The organism is Staphylococcus sp. HMSC077D08 (assembly GCF_001837945.1).
In the GTDB taxonomy this organism is placed as follows: domain Bacteria; phylum Bacillota; class Bacilli; order Staphylococcales; family Staphylococcaceae; genus Staphylococcus; species Staphylococcus epidermidis.
Map to the genome: position 1 here is coordinate 60,624 of NZ_KV834820.1, position 17,027 is coordinate 77,650.

Consider the following 17,027-nt stretch of genomic DNA (forward strand, 5'->3'; position numbering starts at 1 on the left):
CTATTTACCTCCTAACACACTATGAATATATTGACTTGGATCGACAAACGTTTCAGCACCATCTTTGATGATTGGGAATAATGCGTCTGCAGATAATCCAAAGACTACAGTAATCACTGTAGATGCGACGGCGATAGTTGTTAGATATTTAACATTTACCTTTTTGGATAAAGTATATCCTTCAACTTCACCGAAAAATCCTCTTAAGAAAATACGTATGACTGAATATAACACGATTAAACTTGATAAAAGTACAATGATACCACTTAGATAAAATCCTTTTTCAAAGGTCGCTCGAACAATGTAGAATTTACCATAAAAACCACTAAAAGGTGGTATACCCGCTAAGCTTAGAGATGCAATAAAGAATGTCCAACCTAGAATAGGATATCCTTTAATCAAGCCACCAAAATGACGTAAGTCAGTCGTTTTAGTGATTTTGTACATGACGCCAATGAGTAAGAACAATGAAGCTTTAACTAACATATCATGTAGTGTGTAATATATTGCACCAGTCATGCCTGATTCGTTCATCATAGCAACACCAACTAATATGACACCGACTGCAATCATAATATTATAAAGGATGATTTTCTTCGTATCATAGTAAGCTATTGCACCTACACATCCAAAAATAATTGTAAGTAATGCTAAGAAAAGGATGACATAATGAGAAAAGCTTACTGTGTTATTAAAGAATAAACTTAGAGTTCTCGCAATTGCGTATACACCTACTTTAGTCAATAGTGCGCCAAAGAACGTGATGATCGCTACTGGAGGAGCATAATAAGCACCAGGTAGCCATACGTACATAGGAAAAACGCCTGCTTTAGTGGCAAAGACAAAGATAAATAAAATAAAAACAATATTGACTAAGCCGCTGTCATGCACAGAAAGTTGTGATAATCTTTCACTAATATGAGCGAGATTTAAAGTTCCTACTACTGAATATAAAACTGCAACACCCATGACAAAGAAAGATGATGAAACAACATTGACTAAAATATACTTAATTGTTTCTTGTAATTGTATTTTAGTAGTACCAATAACGAGTAAACAATATGAAGACATTAAAAAGACTTCAAAGAACACAAACAAGTTGAAAATATCTCCTGTTGTAAATGAGCCAATAATACCAATCAACATAAACATGATAGAGAAATAATAATAATGGCGTTCTCTATCTAAACCGATAGAACGATATGAGTATAAAATGACTAAAATGGTAATAATAATACTTGTGATGATGAGTAGAGCGCTAAAAATATCGACTACAAATACAATACTGTATGGGGCTTTCCAAGAGCCCAGTTCAACCTTGATTGGTCCGTCTCGTAGCACATTCTTTAAGTTAATCAATGCAACGACTAATGTTAACAATGTACCGACAAGTGCAACATATCTTTTTATTATTGGGCGCTTTCCAATAAATATGAGTAAAATTGCAGTTAGGATAGGTATGACTAAAGTTAAAATAAGCAAGTTACTCTCTATCATCTTCTGGCGCTCCTTTCATTAGCTCAACGTTATCTGTGCCTAGTTCTTTATATGTTCTAAATGCAAGAACTAGGAAGAAGGCTGTTGTAGCAAAGGCGATAACGATAGCTGTTAAAATCAATGCTTGAGGGATAGGGTCAACATAGCTTGATGTTCCTTTTTCAAATATTGGAACAGTTCCGTGTTTTAAACCTCCCATAGTAATTAAAAATAAATTTGCGGCATGAGTTAGTAGTGTAGTCCCCATAATGATACGTATCAAACTTTTAGACAAAACGAGATAGACACTTATAGATGTGAGAATACCACTAACAAAGATCATGATAATTTCCACTATTCGTTCTCTCCAATCGAAATAATTATAGTCATAATAGTTCCTACAACTGCACATAAAACACCAAAATCAAAAAACATCGCTGTCGTCATGTGCATAGGTTCAAGTAAAGGCAAAGGGATGTCAAAAGTGACATGTGTAAAAAAGTTTTTAGACATGAACCAACTTGTTAATGGTGTACCCACGCAAAATAATAAACCAATACCAATTAAGATTTTAAAATCTAAAGGAAAAATCTTTCTCATAGTTTTTACATCATATGCAATTGTAATAACTAATAATGCACTAGCGAAAAGCAAACCACCAACGAAACCGCCACCTGGTGTATAATGTCCGGCTAAAAATAGTGAAAAGCCGAACACAATGACCATGAAGAAAATAATCACGGCAGCGTATTGAAACATAAGGTTATTTTGTTGTCTATTCATGGTCATTCACCTCACTTGATTGATTTTTTTGTTTTAATCGTAATTTAATCATTGTATATACGCCTAAACCTGCAATACCTAGTACAGATGACTCGAATAAAGTATCCATACCACGGAAATCTACGAGAATGACATTTACCATATTTTTACCATGTGCTAAATCAAAAACATGTTCTTGGTAGAATTTAGTAATAGATTCAAAGTGTCTATTACCATAGCCAATTAATCCTAAAATAATCACTGATAATCCTACTCCAATTGAAATTACAGCATTTGTCAGTTTAAAAGTAGGTTTTTCATTGTAGCGATTTAAATTAGGTAGGTGATAAAAGCATAGTAAGAATAATGCTGTAGAAATAGATTCCACTACAAATTGTGTTAATGCTAAGTCGGGCGCTTTAAAGAAAATAAATAATACTGATATAGCGTAACCCACAGCGCTTAACATGATAATGCTAAACAAACGTGATTTTGCAAATATAATGAAAGTTGAAGCAATCAGTAAAAACAATACTGTTGCACCTTCAAATACGCGTAAATGACTCACGTTTTTAAAGTCAATACTGAAGGGTACACTGATGACTGTAACAAAAGTTAAAGCAATGAGAATACCTAAGATAATCACCAAATTATTTCTAGAAAAACCTGTAACATAACTATTTGTTATATTTTCGGAATATCCTGGAATACGTCGGCCTGAAGTGTCATACCAATGATTCAACGTTAACTGATATGGATGTGCTTGTAATAAACGAATCCAATAACTAAATGAAATTAGCAATAAAATACCTATAATATAAATACCTATTGTTGATAAGAATGCTGGAGTTATACCATGGAATAAATGGAACTCAGCAGTGATATTTGACGTTTGACTAACTGCTTCAGATGCCGGCTCTATAATAGATTGCGTTAATATACTTGGGAATAAACCGAATACTATAACTAGTGATGTTAAAATGATAGGTGAAATAAGCATTAACATTGAAGATTCATGTGCTTGTTTTGGCAGTGCTTCAGGTTTATAAGAACCAAAGAATATATGCAATATAAATTTAATTGAATATACAAATGTGAAAATACTACCGATAATGGCAATAATTGGTAAAAGTATACCTAAAGTATTTAAACTCATTAAATTTAAATGTGTAACATTAATCATCGACTCTAAGAATTTCTCTTTTGATAGAAAGCCATTAAAAGGCGGTACACCAGCCATGCTTAATGTTGTAATAACTGTAAGCGTGAATGAGATAGGCATAATTGTAAGTAAACCGCCCAACTTTTTAACATCACGTGTACCAGTTGAATGATCAATACCACCTGTAATCATAAATAGTGCACCTTTAAATGTGGCATGATTAATTAAATGAAATATGGCAGCAACAAATCCAGCAACATAAAGTTGACTATTAGCGCCTTGATAATGATAACTTACAGCACCAATACCAAGCATAGACATAATCATCCCTAGTTGAGACACAGTTGAGAAAGCTAAAATACCTTTTAAATCATGTTGTTTTGTTGCATTAAGTGATGCCCAGAATAGGGTGATTAAACCAACAAGTGTAATTGTCCATACCCAACCTTCGGATATTGCAAAAATAGGTGTGATTCTTGCGATTAAATATAGTCCTGCTTTTACCATCGTTGCAGAGTGAAGGTATGCACTTACTGGCGTAGGCGCCTCCATAGCATCTGGCAACCAAATATAAAAAGGTACTTGTGCAGATTTTGTAAATGCACCAATCATAAAAAGTATCATTGCTAAGATAAAGAAAGGACTATTTTGAATGTCACTTGCTTTTGAAATCATAGCCTGAATACTAAAAGTATCAGTAGCTAGGGAAAGTAAAATGATACCGCCTAGCATGCTCAAGCCACCTAATACGGTAATGATTAAAGATTTTTGAGCACCATAAATTGAAGCTTTTTTTTCTTTCCAGAAAGAAATTAATAAAAAGCTAGAGAAAGAAGTTAACTCCCAAAATAAATATAAAATAATAAAATTATCAGAGAGTACAACTCCTAACATTGCACCCATAAATAGTAATAAATAACAGTAAAAATTCCCGAGTTGTTCTGATTTGCTTAAATATCCGATAGAATATAAAACCACTAGACTTCCTATGCCAGTGATAAGCAAACTGAATAATAATCCGAGACCATCCACATATAAATTGAAATTCATTCCAATATGTGGCATCCAATTTAAGTTTTTCATTACGTTATTACCTGACATCGTCATTGAAATCAATGATATGAAATATATAAATAAGACAATAGGAACAGGTAATACAAACCATCCTAAGTGTATACGTTTAACGAACCTGTATAGGAATGGAATAATGAGTGCAAATATTAACGGTAATAGTACCGCAATATGTAACAAACTCACTATGTTTTCCTCCTTTAAAATTTATTTACGACACATATTATACATCAATGCGCTTCTTCTGAAAAACTATGTAACTCCTTGAAGCTCTTGATTTAAAGACTCTTTTAAATAAGAAGAAACTCGTCAAAATTTATTCAAAAATTTTAACTATATGAATAATTATTTCGCTTTATTACTAAAGTTTTAATATGGATTAGTCGAAGTGTCTTTTATATTGAATAGCGTAATCTTCTTTTAAACGATTTAAATTATTTAAAGACAATCGTGAATACGTTGTCTCCTCTTTTTTTAATTGATTCTCAAGATGTGTAATAGCATGTTGAAGTGAGTCTTCATAAGGTATGACCTCGACATTAAACTCACGAAGTTGAGAAGGTGTTGCGTAACGTTTCTCAAAATGGCTTAAAGCTTTACGTTCATGAAAAAAGACGCCTTCTGTTTCATTGGGATGGTGTAAATCACCTTGTTTGGGATGTTTGATTACTTGTTCAACTTGTACGAGTATTTGATTTCCAGTTTCCTCTTTGATACTTACACCATAAACGCCTGTCTTGTGAGAAAATCGATATAACATCCTATATTACTTCCTTTCATATATGTTAATATATGTTTATATCATAACACGAATGGAGAATTGAAATGACGAACTATCCGCAGTTAAATAAAGAGATTCAAGATAACGAAATTAAAGTAGTTATGCATACAAATAAAGGTGACATGACATTTAAATTATTTCCCGACATTGCTCCAAAGACAGTTGAAAACTTTGTGACACATTCAAAAAATGGGTACTACGATGGTGTAACGTTCCACCGTGTTATCAATGATTTTATGGTACAAGGTGGGGACCCAACTGCAACTGGTATGGGCGGAGAAAGTATTTATGGTAGTGCTTTTGAAGATGAATTTTCTCTAGAAGCTTTTAACCTTTACGGGGCATTATCAATGGCTAATGCAGGTCCTAATACAAATGGATCTCAATTCTTTATTGTCCAAATGAAGGAAGTGCCTGAAAATATGTTAAGTCAATTAGCAGATGGTGGATGGCCTCAACCTATTGTAGAAGCATATGGTGAAAAAGGTGGTACACCATGGTTAGATCAAAAACATACAGTATTTGGTCAACTGATTGAGGGTGAATCAACTTTAGAAGATATTGCAAATACTAAAGTTGGTGCTCAAGACAAACCTGTTTATGATGTAGTCATTGAATCGATAGATGTAGAAGAATAATTTATTCATTAATTGCAACTATAAGTTTTGTTGTATTGTATAAAGTGTATGAAGTCAGCATTTATTTTCAGAGATAAAATCCAATCAATAATTTATAACCTGAGGCAAATTTTGTCTCAGGTATTTTAATATAATGATAATTGATAACTTGGTTAGAAAATGATACCAAAGTATTTTTAACTTTACCTTGATTCTTAGAATAAAATGCTATAGACAATGTAAAAGGGTTTGATGTAATATTTCACAATTCGAATTCCAATGCTCTTTACTCATTAAATCTAATAAAAAAATATATATTTGAATGATAATTTTAATCCATGAGTTTATAGATTCATTTGCAAAACAATACAATAAGGATCCAGTTTTTAAATTTAATGAATTTTATTATGGTTATAGTTAGTCGAGATATTTGATTTATGCTATGATATGAGTGTTAAGAAAATCGAAATAAGGGGTTATCAAGTTGAATCATCACTACAAAGTAGGTCAACATATCAAGGTACGTGTGACTGGTATTCAACCGTATGGCGCATTTGTTGAGACCCCTGACCATACTGAAGGGCTTATCCATATCTCAGAAATTATGGATGATTATGTCCATAACTTAAAGAAATTTCTATCTGAAGGACAGGTTGTTAAAGCAAAAATATTATCAATTGATGATGAAGGTAAATTAAATTTGTCCTTAAAAGATAATGATTACTTTAAAAATTATGAGCGTAAAAAAGAAAAACAGTCTGTCTTAGATGAAATTAGAGAAACAGAAAAGTATGGGTTTCAAACACTTAAAGAACGCTTACCGGTCTGGATCAAACAGTCAAAACGTGCAATTCACAATGACTAAACGACTGTCAATTCGTGCCAACATGTGATGTTACGATATATGTAATCAATCACATGATAACGACAATCTTTAAACAACAATGTGTTGTTAGGATTGTCGTTTTTTATTAATTAAATTTAACAATTATTTTGGATAAACGATGATTTCAATATGGGGAAATAAAAGAATTTTAGACAATTATTATTTATTTGTTGAATGTAATTAACTATTCTTAACATTTTTATAATTGGGGAATAAATAATTTGTAAGCAAATAATTAGAATAGTATGTAACTAGCATGCTATAGTCATAACATCATTAAGCAAGGAGAGTATTAAAAATATGAATAATAAATATGAACCTTTATTTAAATCTTTAACACTACCTAATGGTGTTGAGGTAAGAAATCGTTTTGTTTTAGCTCCTCTTACACATACTTCATCAAATGATGATGGAACAATTTCGGATATAGAATTACCTTACATTGAGAAACGTTCCAAAGATGTAGGGATTGCAATTAATGCCGCAAGTAATGTCAATGATGTAGGTAAAGCATTTCCTGGTCAACCTTCTGTTGCACATGACTCAGATATCGAAGGGTTAAAAGAACTTGCTCAAGTTATGAAGAAAAATGGTGCGAAAGCAATAGTCCAAATTCATCATGGAGGTGCTCAAGCTTTACCAGAGTTAACACCTGATGGAGATGTTGTTGCACCAAGTGCTATTTCTCTTAAAAGTTTTGGTCAGCAAGAAGAACATGATGCTCGTGAGATGACTGCTGAAGAAATTGAACAAACTATTAGAGACTTTGGTGAAGCAACTAGAAGAGCAATTGAAGCAGGTTTTGATGGCGTTGAAATTCATGGCGCAAACCATTATCTTATTCACCAATTTGTTTCTCCTTACTATAATAGAAGAAATGATGTTTGGGCTGATAACTATAAATTCCCTGTTGCTGTTATAGATGAAGTTGTTAAAGCTAAAAAAGCTCATGCAAATGATGATTTTATTATTGGTTATAGATTGTCACCTGAAGAAGCGGAATCACCAGGTATTTCAATGGAGATAACTGAAGAATTAATTCACCAAATCGCAAATAAACCACTTGATTATATTCATGTGTCATTAATGGATGTTAACTCAGTGACGCGAGAAGGTAAATATAAAGGTGAAAATCGCTTGAAACTTATTCATCAATGGATAAATGGACGTATGCCACTTATTGGTATAGGTTCTGTCTTTACAGCTGAAGATGCACTAAATGCTGTTGAGAACATTGGAGTTGAATTTGTTGCATTAGGTCGTGAAATTCTACTTGATTATGATTTTGTTGCTAAAATTAAAGAAGGACGAGAAGATGAAATTATAAATGCTTTTGATCCTAATCGTGAAGACCAACATTATCTAACACCAAATCTTTGGGAACAGTTTAATCAAGGGTTCTACCCGTTACCTCGAAAAGACAAATAATTGAATGGTATATCTGAATGTATCTATTCCCCCTAATGTTAAACCAACATTAGGGGTTTTTATTATAGAGCATTTTATGATTTTTACTTTATTGAAATTAATGTTTATTAACGATATAACTTGTCAATGATTGAGTCGTTATGTCATTATAAATGTAAGGGCTTACATATATGTTTTGCATCAAGATTTAGTCTGTTTCATACAATTCAATTTGTCGTTTATGACGATATTGATTCATTTTATTGTTATATTAAAAAATAAGTTTGAGAGTCGATAGAAATCAGTTATGATATTGTTAATAAGTTTTTATTCGAAAACGAAGGGGAGATTTTATGACTCAATCTGAAAAAATTATTAACTTAACAAATCACTATGGGGCGCATAACTACGTTCCACTTCCAATTGTTATTTCTGAAGCAGAGGGTGTATGGGTGAAAGATCCGGAAGGTAACACGTATATGGATATGCTTTCGGCCTACTCGGCAGTGAATCAAGGTCATCGACACCCAAGAATTATTCAAGCATTGAAAGATCAAGCAGATAAAGTCACGTTAGTATCACGGGCTTTTCATAGTGATAATTTAGGTCAATGGTATGAGAAAATATGTAAACTCGCAGGTAAAGATAAAGCATTGCCTATGAATACAGGAGCCGAGGCGGTTGAAACAGCTTTAAAAGCTGCTCGTCGTTGGGCTTATGATGTTAAAGGTATTGAGCCGAACAAAGCTGAAATAATCGCCTTTAATGGTAATTTCCATGGACGTACGATGGCACCAGTATCGTTGTCTTCAGAAGCTGAGTATCAACGAGGCTATGGTCCATTGTTAGATGGCTTTCGAAAAGTTGAGTTTGGTGACGTTAATCAATTAAAAGCAGCAATTAATAAAAATACAGCAGCAATTTTAGTAGAACCTATACAGGGAGAAGCAGGGATTAACGTACCACCAGAAGGATATTTGAAAACAATTAGAGAATTATGTGATGAACATCAAATTTTATTTATTGCTGATGAAATTCAAGCAGGATTAGGACGTTCAGGAAAATTATTTGCAACGGATTGGGATCATGTAAAACCGGATGTTTATATTTTAGGAAAAGCGTTAGGTGGAGGGGTATTTCCTATCTCGGTAGTTCTTGCAGATAATGAGGTATTAGATGTATTTACTCCTGGCTCACATGGTTCTACATTTGGTGGAAATCCACTAGCGTGTGCAGTTTCTATTGCAGCTATAGATGTCATTATTGACGAGGATTTACCTGGTCGTTCATTAGAATTAGGAGAATATTTTAAGTCTGAATTGAAAAAAATTGAGCATCCATCTATTAAAGAAGTTAGGGGACGAGGATTATTTATCGGTATTGAATTACATGAAAGTGCCAGACCATATTGTAAAGCTTTGAAAGAACAAGGATTATTATGTAAAGAAACTCACGACACCGTTATTAGATTTGCACCTCCATTAGTGATAACGAAAGAAAAGTTAGACATGGCTTTAGAGAAGATTAAGAGTGTATTTGCATAGGTTCAAATAGTTGTAACAATTAATTTAGAAAATCTTTAAAATGCTTTCAATTGTGTTACAATTACGAATGAAAGCGAAATCATTTAGTAAAAAGAGGCGAATAGGATCATGACTGAGAATAATAATTTAGTAACTTCCACTCAAGGGATTATTAAAGAAGCATTACACAAATTGGGCTTTGATGATGGTATGTATGACCTTATAAAAGAACCAATTAGATTTTTACAAGTGCGCATTCCAGTACGAATGGACGATGGGACAGTTAAAACATTTACTGGATACCGTGCACAACATAATGATGCAGTTGGCCCTACTAAAGGTGGCGTTCGTTTCCATCCAGAAGTTGATGAAGAAGAAGTGAAGGCATTATCAATGTGGATGACTTTAAAATGTGGCATTGTTAATTTACCTTATGGTGGGGGTAAAGGCGGTATTGTTTGTGATCCGCGTCAAATGAGTATACACGAAGTTGAGCGTTTATCTCGAGGATATGTAAGGGCTATATCTCAATTTGTTGGCCCTAACAAAGATATTCCAGCACCAGATGTTTTTACAAACTCTCAAATTATGGCTTGGATGATGGATGAGTATAGTGCATTAGATAAATTTAATTCGCCAGGTTTTATAACAGGCAAACCTATTGTATTAGGTGGATCTCAAGGACGTGATCGCTCTACAGCTTTAGGTGTAGTCATTGCAATTGAACAAGCGGCAAAACGTCGTGGCATGGATATTAAAGATGCCAAAATTGTGATTCAAGGTTTCGGCAATGCAGGTAGTTTCTTAGCTAAATTCTTATACGATTTAGGTGCTAAAGTAGTTGGTATAAGTGATGCATATGGAGCCTTACATGACCCTAATGGACTTGATATAGATTATTTATTAGATCGACGTGATAGCTTCGGTACAGTTACAAATCTATTCGAAGATACAATTTCTAACAAAGAATTATTCGAATTGGATTGTGACATCCTTGTTCCTGCTGCAATTTCTAATCAAATCACTGAAGATAATGCGCACGATATTAAAGCAAGTATTGTTGTTGAAGCTGCTAATGGCCCTACGACACCTGAAGCAACACGTATTTTAACAGAAAGAGATATATTACTAGTGCCGGATGTACTTGCAAGTGCAGGGGGTGTGACTGTATCTTATTTCGAGTGGGTACAAAATAATCAAGGTTATTATTGGACTGAAGAAGAAGTCAATGACAAACTACGTGAAAAGTTAGTAACAGCATTTGATACGATTTATGAATTGTCACAAAATAGAAAAATTGATATGAGGTTAGCAGCATATATAGTAGGTATTAAACGTACTGCTGAAGCGGCAAGATATAGAGGTTGGGCATAAGAAAAATATTATAAGTATATGATGAAAACCCTGAGACATCAGTTGATAGTCCTAGGGTTTTTATCATGTTTATGCAATTGATAACTTTATTAATAGTAAGTTAATGTTAAAAGTAATGCTTTCTCAAATGTTCTTAAGTAAAATGCGATGATAAAATCATTATGAAGTCAGTTCAACTCAACGCTAATATTTTATTGTTGTGTTTCTGAAACTTTTTTATATCTATCAGCATAATTAGTGAATACACCATCAACACCATATTGATTTAAGTTTCTCATTTGATTTTCATCATCAACTGTATAAGGATGAACTAAAAATCCTAAATTTTTTAAATGTCTTGTGTTCTTAATATTTAAATCAGTGTATTCAGGACCTACTCCAATGGCATAAGATTTAATATTTTTTAAATCTTGATTAGAAGCTTTTTTAAGTTCAAATTTATTCATTAGTCTAATAAGTGGTATATTGGCGTTCATGTGATGTACCTTTTCTAAACTACTCCCTGAAAATGATTGGATCATCACATGTCCATGTTTAAGTGATTTTTGTGTTAACAAGTCATGTTTATCTAATGTATCTAATAATTGCTTTTCCATGCCAGGATAAACATCTGGCGATTTAGTTTCAATATAATAGTTTGCATTTTTGCCGTAGCGATTTAAAATTTCGTCTAAAGTAGGAACTTTAGCATTTTTATATTTATTTTTGGCATATTCAGGATGCTTTCGATTAAACCAGCTTCCTGCATCAAGTTGTTTTAACTCTTTTAAAGTAAACTGGTCGACACGTCCATGGCCATTAGTCGTACGATTGACCTTTTCGTCGTGCATAGCAACCAAGTGACCATCTTTAGTACGTTGTAAATCGATTTCTATGTAAGATGCTCCTAATTCATTATGACTTTTATCATATGCTTCAAAAGTATGTTCTGGGGCGTAACCACTTGCGCCACGATGTGCAATAGTTGTAAATTTCTCCCCAGTTAAATTTTTAGCCCAATGATTATGAGTATCGTTTGTTTTACCACTTACTGAGTCTGATTCAGCTTGTCGTTTAAATGTTTTAGCTGATGATTGATTCATATTAGATGGAATATTTGTGTGTTGTTGTATAGATTTCTCTGATTGGTTTGGTGATGAGGAGTGGTTCGAAGTTTCAGCTATCGTAGGGGAACTTAAACTAGCTAAACCTAGAGTAACGGAAGATAAAGTTGAAATGATCATTTTCTTAGACTTAAACATAAAAACATCCTTTCAAAAATAGTATGTCTACTTAAACGTACATCAATTTGAAAGGATGAAAGGGAATTTTACAGTTTTTTTATATAAACTTTGATAACTTAATACAAAATTAAATTTTTGTAATTTTAGATGGATATAATTTTTAATAACTATTTTGATCCGTTGTCTTTTAATAATGCTTTTGCGACTTTTAGTTGATGTTTTACAGATTCTTGACCAGTTGAACCATAGCTTTGACGACGCTTAAGACAATTTTCTGGTGTTAAATAATCATATATATCTTCCTCAATATTTTCATGATGTTCTTGATATTCGCTTAAAGGTACGTCTAATAGGTAAATACCTTTATGAATACAATTTAATACGATTTTACCAACGATTTCGTGAGCGGTTCTAAAAGGTATATTTTTACTGACTAAATAGTCTGCTAATTCTGTTGCATTTGAAAAGTCATTTTTTACTGTTTGATTTAAACGATTTGAATTAACTTTCATAGATGCAACCATACCTTCGAAGATTCTAAGAGATCCTTTAAGTGTGTGTACAGCATCAAATAAACCTTCTTTATCTTCTTGCATGTCCTTATTATAAGCTAACGGTAAGCCTTTAAGTGTTACTAACATACTCATCAAGTGTCCTGTAGTACGTCCTACTTTTCCTCTTATTAGTTCTGCCATATCAGGGTTTTTCTTTTGTGGCATAATAGATGAGCCAGTAGAAAACGCGTCTGATAAAGTGATGAATTTTGCTTCATCAGTCGACCAAAAAATGATTTCTTCTGCAAAGCGTGATAGATGCACCATAGTGAGTGAAATATGATGCAATGTTTCAACGATATAGTCACGATCACTGACCGCATCTAAACTATTTTCATACAGATTTGCGAATCCTAGAAGTTCTTGAGTCAGATGTCTATCTATAGGGTGTGTAGTTCCACTTAAAGCTGCAGCACCTAATGGTGAGATATCTATACGTTTAAGACTATCCACGAATCTACCTTTATCTCTTTCTAACATCCAAAAGTAAGTCATAATATGATGTGCGAACGAGATGGGTTGTGCGCGTTGTAAATGCGTATATCCAGGCATAATTGTGTCAACATGCTGGTCTGCTAATTGAACAATCGTTTGTTGAAACGACGTTATAAGTTCAATAATGTATTGAACTTGTTCTTTAGTATACAAATGCATATCTGTGGCAACTTGATCATTACGACTACGACCAGTATGCAGTTTTCCACCAGCTTCGCCAATACGTTGAATAAGCTCGTGTTCAATATTAAGATGAATATCTTCGAGAGAAGCTTTAAATTCAAGTTGACCTTCTTCAAAGTCACGTTGAATATTTTTAAGCTCATTAATGATGGATTGAGCTTCATCATCTGTAATAATATGTTGTTTAGCGAGCATAGTTGCATGTGCAATACTACCTTGAACATCTTGTTTAATTAAATTTTTATCAAAATCAATTGACGCATTGAAATCATCAACCCATTCTTCGGGTTGAGTTTCAAATCTGCCACCCCAAGCTTTATTGCTCATTACTATACCCCCCGTGAAGTAATGCATTAACTTGTGTAGGTAAACCATAAATATCAATGAAACCTACTGCTGCCTCTTGATTGAAAGCATCTTCTTTTGTATAAGTAGCTAATTTTTCATCGTATAAAGTGTAAGGAGATTGTCTGCCATTGACAATAGCGTTTCCTTTAAATAATTTAATTCTCACATCGCCTTCAACATATTGTTGAGTACTATCGATAAAGAGTTTTAAGCTATCTGTTAATGGTGAGAACCACAAACCATTGTATATTTGTTCTGAAAATTGTTTTTCAATGACAGGCTTAAAGTGCGCTACGTCTTTTGTTAATGTAATCGTTTCTAGTGCTTTGTGTGCTTTTAAAATCACTTCAGCACCTGGTGTTTCATATATCTCTCTAGATTTTATTCCGACCATTCTATTTTCAACATGATCAATTCTACCAATACCGTGTTTACCAGCAAGTTGATTTAAGTAAAGAATAAGATCATCTAATTGATACTCTTTGCCATCAACTTGTACTGGAATACCTTGCTTAAATGTAAGGATAATTTCGTCTGCTTCATCTGGAGTTTCTTCTAAAGGTGTAGTTAAATCAAATGCATCTTCTGGAGGAGCGGCATAAGGATCTTCTAAAATACCACATTCATTAGCTCTACCCCATAAGTTTTGGTCGATTGAGTATGGTGAGTCATGATTGATTGAAACAGGAATATTATGTTTAATTGCATAATCAATTTCCTCTTCTCTGCTCCAAGCCCATTCACGAACAGGTGCAAATGCTTTTAACTTAGGATTTAACGCTTTGATTGCCACTTCGAAACGCACTTGGTCATTCCCTTTACCAGTACATCCGTGTGCTATACCTATTGAATTTGTTTTTTCAGCAATTTCAACCAGTTTTTTTGCGATGAGTGGACGTGATAATGCTGAAACTAGAGGATATGCATTTTCATACATTAAATTTCCTTTAATAGCATAACTTACATAATCATCACTAAATTCTTTAGTTGCATCAATAATATGACATTCGACTGCGCCCATGTCTAAAGCTTTTTGATATACAACGTCTAAATCTTTACCTTCGCCTACGTCAAGACAGCAAGCAACTACGTCATATCCTTTATCAATGAGCCATTGAACTGCAACACTTGTATCTAAACCACCTGAATATGCTAAAACGATTTTATCTTTCATATTTACACCTCAAATAATTTTTATGATTATCAATATGCATCTATCATATCAGATTGATAATGAAAACAAAACCATTTTTCTACATAAATATTCATTTTTTGGATCTAATTATCTTTGAATTTTTAGTTTTAAACACTGGTATAAGGGCATTCTTGTATATTTTAAAATTTCTGTAAATTGTATATTTGGAGTGGTAGTGCGACTTTTGATATTAAAAATAACTTTTTTTATGAATGGAAAGGTTAAATAAAAAAGCAATTTCCTTTGATAAGTTAGCCTTCAGAATTGAATAGCGCATCTAAACTTAGTAGAATTAGTATAAGTACTTATAACAGGAGGCAATAAGATGACTCACATTCAATTAGACTATGGCAAAACTTTAGAATTTTTTGACAAACATGAACTTGATCAGCAAAAGGATATTGTTAAAACTATCCACCAAACTATTCATAAAGGTACAGGAGCAGGTAATGACTTTTTAGGTTGGTTAGATTTACCTGTTGATTATGATAAAGAAGAATTTTCTAGAATCGTCGAAGCATCTAAACGTATCAAATCAAATTCCGATGTACTTGTTGTTATCGGTATTGGAGGTTCATACTTAGGTGCACGTGCTGCAATTGAGATGCTTACATCTTCATTTAGAACAAATACGGAATACCCTGAAATTGTATTTGTAGGTAATCATTTATCTTCAAGTTATACAAAAGAATTATTAGATTATTTACAAGGAAAAGATTTTTCAGTTAACGTTATTTCAAAATCAGGTACTACGACAGAACCAGCAGTTGCATTTAGATTATTTAAACAATTGGTTGAAGAAAAATATGGAAAAGATGAAGCTAAGAAACGTATTTTTGCAACGACAGATAAATCTAAAGGTGCACTTAAACAATTAGCAGACAATGAGGGTTATGAAACGTTTGTTGTACCTGATGATGTGGGAGGTCGTTATTCTGTTCTTACAGCTGTAGGATTACTACCAATTGCAACTGCAGGTATCAATATCGAATCAATCATGATTGGTGCGGCTAAGGCACGTGAAGAGTTATCTTCTGATGATCTAGATCAAAATATCGCATATCAATACGCAACTATTCGAAATATTCTATATAGCAAAGGTTATACTACTGAAATGTTAATTAATTACGAACCGTCTATGCAGTATTTCAACGAATGGTGGAAACAATTATACGGTGAATCAGAAGGGAAAGATTTCAAAGGTATTTATCCATCAAGTGCGAATTACACAACTGATTTACATTCCTTAGGACAATACGTTCAAGAGGGCCGTCGTTTCTTATTCGAGACAGTGGTTAAGGTCAACCATCCAAAACATGATATCAAAATTGAAGAAGATGCAGATGATTTAGACGGACTGAACTATCTTGCTGGCAAATCAATCGATGAAGTGAATACAAAAGCATTTGAAGGTACATTACTTGCACATACTGATGGTGGCGTTCCAAATATCGTTGTAAATATTCCTCAGTTAGATGAAGAAACATTTGGGTATGTTGTTTATTTCTTTGAATTAGCTTGTGCAATGAGTGGATATCAATTAGGTGTTAATCCATTTAACCAACCTGGAGTTGAAGCCTATAAACAAAACATGTTTGCGCTATTAGGTAAACCAGGCTTTGAAGATAAGAAAAAAGAATTAGAAAATCGTTTATAATTTCAAGTTGAACTTAAAAAATGAGTTTAGGACATAATTCCTAGCAAAATAGCCAGTAAATGAGTTTTCTATAAATTCATTTACTGCTTCTTTATTTACAATACTTCGTATTGTTGGCTCGCTTTCTTAGGGGACAGCTTCAGCCTGTAGTCTTCAGCTTGTCCTGTTCCCTCAAGAGTCTCGCCAAAATACTTTGTGTTTATATGAAATTTTACACTAAAATATTTTATAAAAATAAGGCACTTTTGTATAATTTAATAAACATTACTAAACTAAATTAACGATGAATTCATTTGTCCGAACAATCAAAGAC

Annotated in this window: 14 protein-coding genes; 6 read left to right on the forward strand and 8 right to left on the reverse strand. The window is 33.1% G+C overall.

The window, feature by feature from the left end; genetic code table 11:
• The 5 genes from mnhD1 to HMPREF2663_RS10115 all read right to left on the reverse strand — a co-directional run bounded on the left by mnhD1 (position 1) and on the right by HMPREF2663_RS10115 (position 5,231).
• Positions 1-1,497, reverse strand: coding sequence for a Na+/H+ antiporter Mnh1 subunit D (mnhD1, locus tag HMPREF2663_RS10095; protein WP_070846357.1), 1,497 nt, complete (start codon positions 1,495-1,497; stop codon positions 1-3).
• A complete protein-coding gene (mnhC1, locus tag HMPREF2663_RS10100; protein WP_001831949.1) occupies positions 1,484-1,831 on the reverse strand; it encodes a Na+/H+ antiporter Mnh1 subunit C in 348 nt (115 codons plus the stop codon). The genes mnhD1 and mnhC1 overlap by 14 nt, the downstream gene beginning before the upstream one ends.
• The gene (gene mnhB1, locus HMPREF2663_RS10105) at positions 1,831-2,259 is read right to left on the reverse strand and encodes a Na+/H+ antiporter Mnh1 subunit B (protein ID WP_002446042.1); all 429 of its coding nucleotides are present in this window, start codon (positions 2,257-2,259) and stop codon (positions 1,831-1,833) included. Before mnhB1 ends, mnhC1 begins: the two co-directional genes overlap by 1 nt.
• Complete coding sequence (locus HMPREF2663_RS10110) at positions 2,252-4,657, reverse strand: Na+/H+ antiporter subunit A (RefSeq protein ID WP_070846359.1); 2,406 nt, start codon at positions 4,655-4,657, stop codon at positions 2,252-2,254. The genes mnhB1 and HMPREF2663_RS10110 overlap by 8 nt, the downstream gene beginning before the upstream one ends.
• Positions 4,658-4,850: 193 nt before the next feature.
• The gene (locus HMPREF2663_RS10115; RefSeq protein ID WP_002446044.1) at positions 4,851-5,231 is read right to left on the reverse strand and encodes a kinase-associated lipoprotein B; all 381 of its coding nucleotides are present in this window, start codon (positions 5,229-5,231) and stop codon (positions 4,851-4,853) included.
• A 65-nt stretch (positions 5,232-5,296) separates the two neighbouring features.
• Here HMPREF2663_RS10115 and HMPREF2663_RS10120 point away from each other — a divergent pair, with 65 nt between their 5' ends.
• The 5 genes from HMPREF2663_RS10120 to HMPREF2663_RS10140 all read left to right on the forward strand — a co-directional run bounded on the left by HMPREF2663_RS10120 (position 5,297) and on the right by HMPREF2663_RS10140 (position 11,059).
• The gene (locus tag HMPREF2663_RS10120; protein WP_001831922.1) at positions 5,297-5,890 is read left to right on the forward strand and encodes a peptidylprolyl isomerase; all 594 of its coding nucleotides are present in this window, start codon (positions 5,297-5,299) and stop codon (positions 5,888-5,890) included.
• A gap of 463 nt (positions 5,891-6,353) precedes the next feature.
• A complete protein-coding gene (ygs, locus tag HMPREF2663_RS10125; RefSeq protein WP_001831918.1) occupies positions 6,354-6,734 on the forward strand; it encodes a S1 domain-containing post-transcriptional regulator Ygs in 381 nt (126 codons plus the stop codon).
• A gap of 321 nt (positions 6,735-7,055) precedes the next feature.
• On the forward strand, positions 7,056-8,183 hold the full coding sequence (locus HMPREF2663_RS10130) for an NADH-dependent flavin oxidoreductase (RefSeq protein WP_002487073.1): 1,128 nt from the start codon (positions 7,056-7,058) through the stop codon (positions 8,181-8,183).
• 332 nt (positions 8,184-8,515) lie between these two features.
• Positions 8,516-9,706: an ornithine--oxo-acid transaminase gene (locus HMPREF2663_RS10135; RefSeq protein WP_070846361.1), complete on the forward strand. Its 1,191-nt coding sequence runs from the start codon at positions 8,516-8,518 to the stop codon at positions 9,704-9,706.
• 108 nt (positions 9,707-9,814) lie between these two features.
• Positions 9,815-11,059 carry a Glu/Leu/Phe/Val family dehydrogenase gene (locus HMPREF2663_RS10140; RefSeq protein WP_001831995.1) on the forward strand — a complete coding sequence of 415 codons (1,245 nt, stop codon included), beginning with the start codon at positions 9,815-9,817 and terminating at the stop codon, positions 11,057-11,059.
• 191 nt (positions 11,060-11,250) lie between these two features.
• On the opposite strand, the gene HMPREF2663_RS10145 is transcribed toward HMPREF2663_RS10140, so the two are convergent.
• From HMPREF2663_RS10145 to HMPREF2663_RS10155, 3 genes are all read right to left on the reverse strand, one after another.
• Complete coding sequence (locus HMPREF2663_RS10145; RefSeq protein WP_002487075.1) at positions 11,251-12,300, reverse strand: glycerophosphodiester phosphodiesterase; 1,050 nt, start codon at positions 12,298-12,300, stop codon at positions 11,251-11,253.
• Positions 12,301-12,449: 149 nt separating this feature from the next.
• On the reverse strand, positions 12,450-13,841 hold the full coding sequence (gene argH / locus HMPREF2663_RS10150) for an argininosuccinate lyase (RefSeq protein WP_002457189.1): 1,392 nt from the start codon (positions 13,839-13,841) through the stop codon (positions 12,450-12,452).
• Positions 13,831-15,036 carry an argininosuccinate synthase gene (locus HMPREF2663_RS10155; protein WP_002457188.1) on the reverse strand — a complete coding sequence of 402 codons (1,206 nt, stop codon included), beginning with the start codon at positions 15,034-15,036 and terminating at the stop codon, positions 13,831-13,833. The genes argH and HMPREF2663_RS10155 overlap by 11 nt, the downstream gene beginning before the upstream one ends.
• A gap of 346 nt (positions 15,037-15,382) precedes the next feature.
• Between HMPREF2663_RS10155 and HMPREF2663_RS10160 the strand changes: the two genes are divergently transcribed.
• Positions 15,383-16,714: a glucose-6-phosphate isomerase gene (locus tag HMPREF2663_RS10160; RefSeq protein WP_001831993.1), complete on the forward strand. Its 1,332-nt coding sequence runs from the start codon at positions 15,383-15,385 to the stop codon at positions 16,712-16,714.
• The last annotated feature ends 313 nt before the right edge of the window (positions 16,715-17,027 follow it).

What these genes read in the sequence shown, in the direction of transcription:
- HMPREF2663_RS10115 (WP_002446044.1), bottom strand. Translation starts at nt 5,231, where the DNA reads ATGTTATATCGATTTTCTCACAAGACAGGCGTTTATGGTGTAAGTATC.
- argH (WP_002457189.1), bottom strand. Translation starts at nt 13,841, where the DNA reads ATGAGCAATAAAGCTTGGGGTGGCAGATTTGAAACTCAACCCGAAGAA.
- HMPREF2663_RS10155 (WP_002457188.1), bottom strand. Translation starts at nt 15,036, where the DNA reads ATGAAAGATAAAATCGTTTTAGCATATTCAGGTGGTTTAGATACAAGT.
- HMPREF2663_RS10120 (WP_001831922.1), top strand. Translation starts at nt 5,297, where the DNA reads ATGACGAACTATCCGCAGTTAAATAAAGAGATTCAAGATAACGAAATT.
- HMPREF2663_RS10145 (WP_002487075.1), bottom strand. Translation starts at nt 12,300, where the DNA reads ATGTTTAAGTCTAAGAAAATGATCATTTCAACTTTATCTTCCGTTACT.
- mnhD1 (WP_070846357.1), bottom strand. Translation starts at nt 1,497, where the DNA reads ATGATAGAGAGTAACTTGCTTATTTTAACTTTAGTCATACCTATCCTA.
- HMPREF2663_RS10140 (WP_001831995.1), top strand. Translation starts at nt 9,815, where the DNA reads ATGACTGAGAATAATAATTTAGTAACTTCCACTCAAGGGATTATTAAA.
- HMPREF2663_RS10130 (WP_002487073.1), top strand. Translation starts at nt 7,056, where the DNA reads ATGAATAATAAATATGAACCTTTATTTAAATCTTTAACACTACCTAAT.
- HMPREF2663_RS10160 (WP_001831993.1), top strand. Translation starts at nt 15,383, where the DNA reads ATGACTCACATTCAATTAGACTATGGCAAAACTTTAGAATTTTTTGAC.
- HMPREF2663_RS10135 (WP_070846361.1), top strand. Translation starts at nt 8,516, where the DNA reads ATGACTCAATCTGAAAAAATTATTAACTTAACAAATCACTATGGGGCG.
- mnhB1 (WP_002446042.1), bottom strand. Translation starts at nt 2,259, where the DNA reads ATGAATAGACAACAAAATAACCTTATGTTTCAATACGCTGCCGTGATT.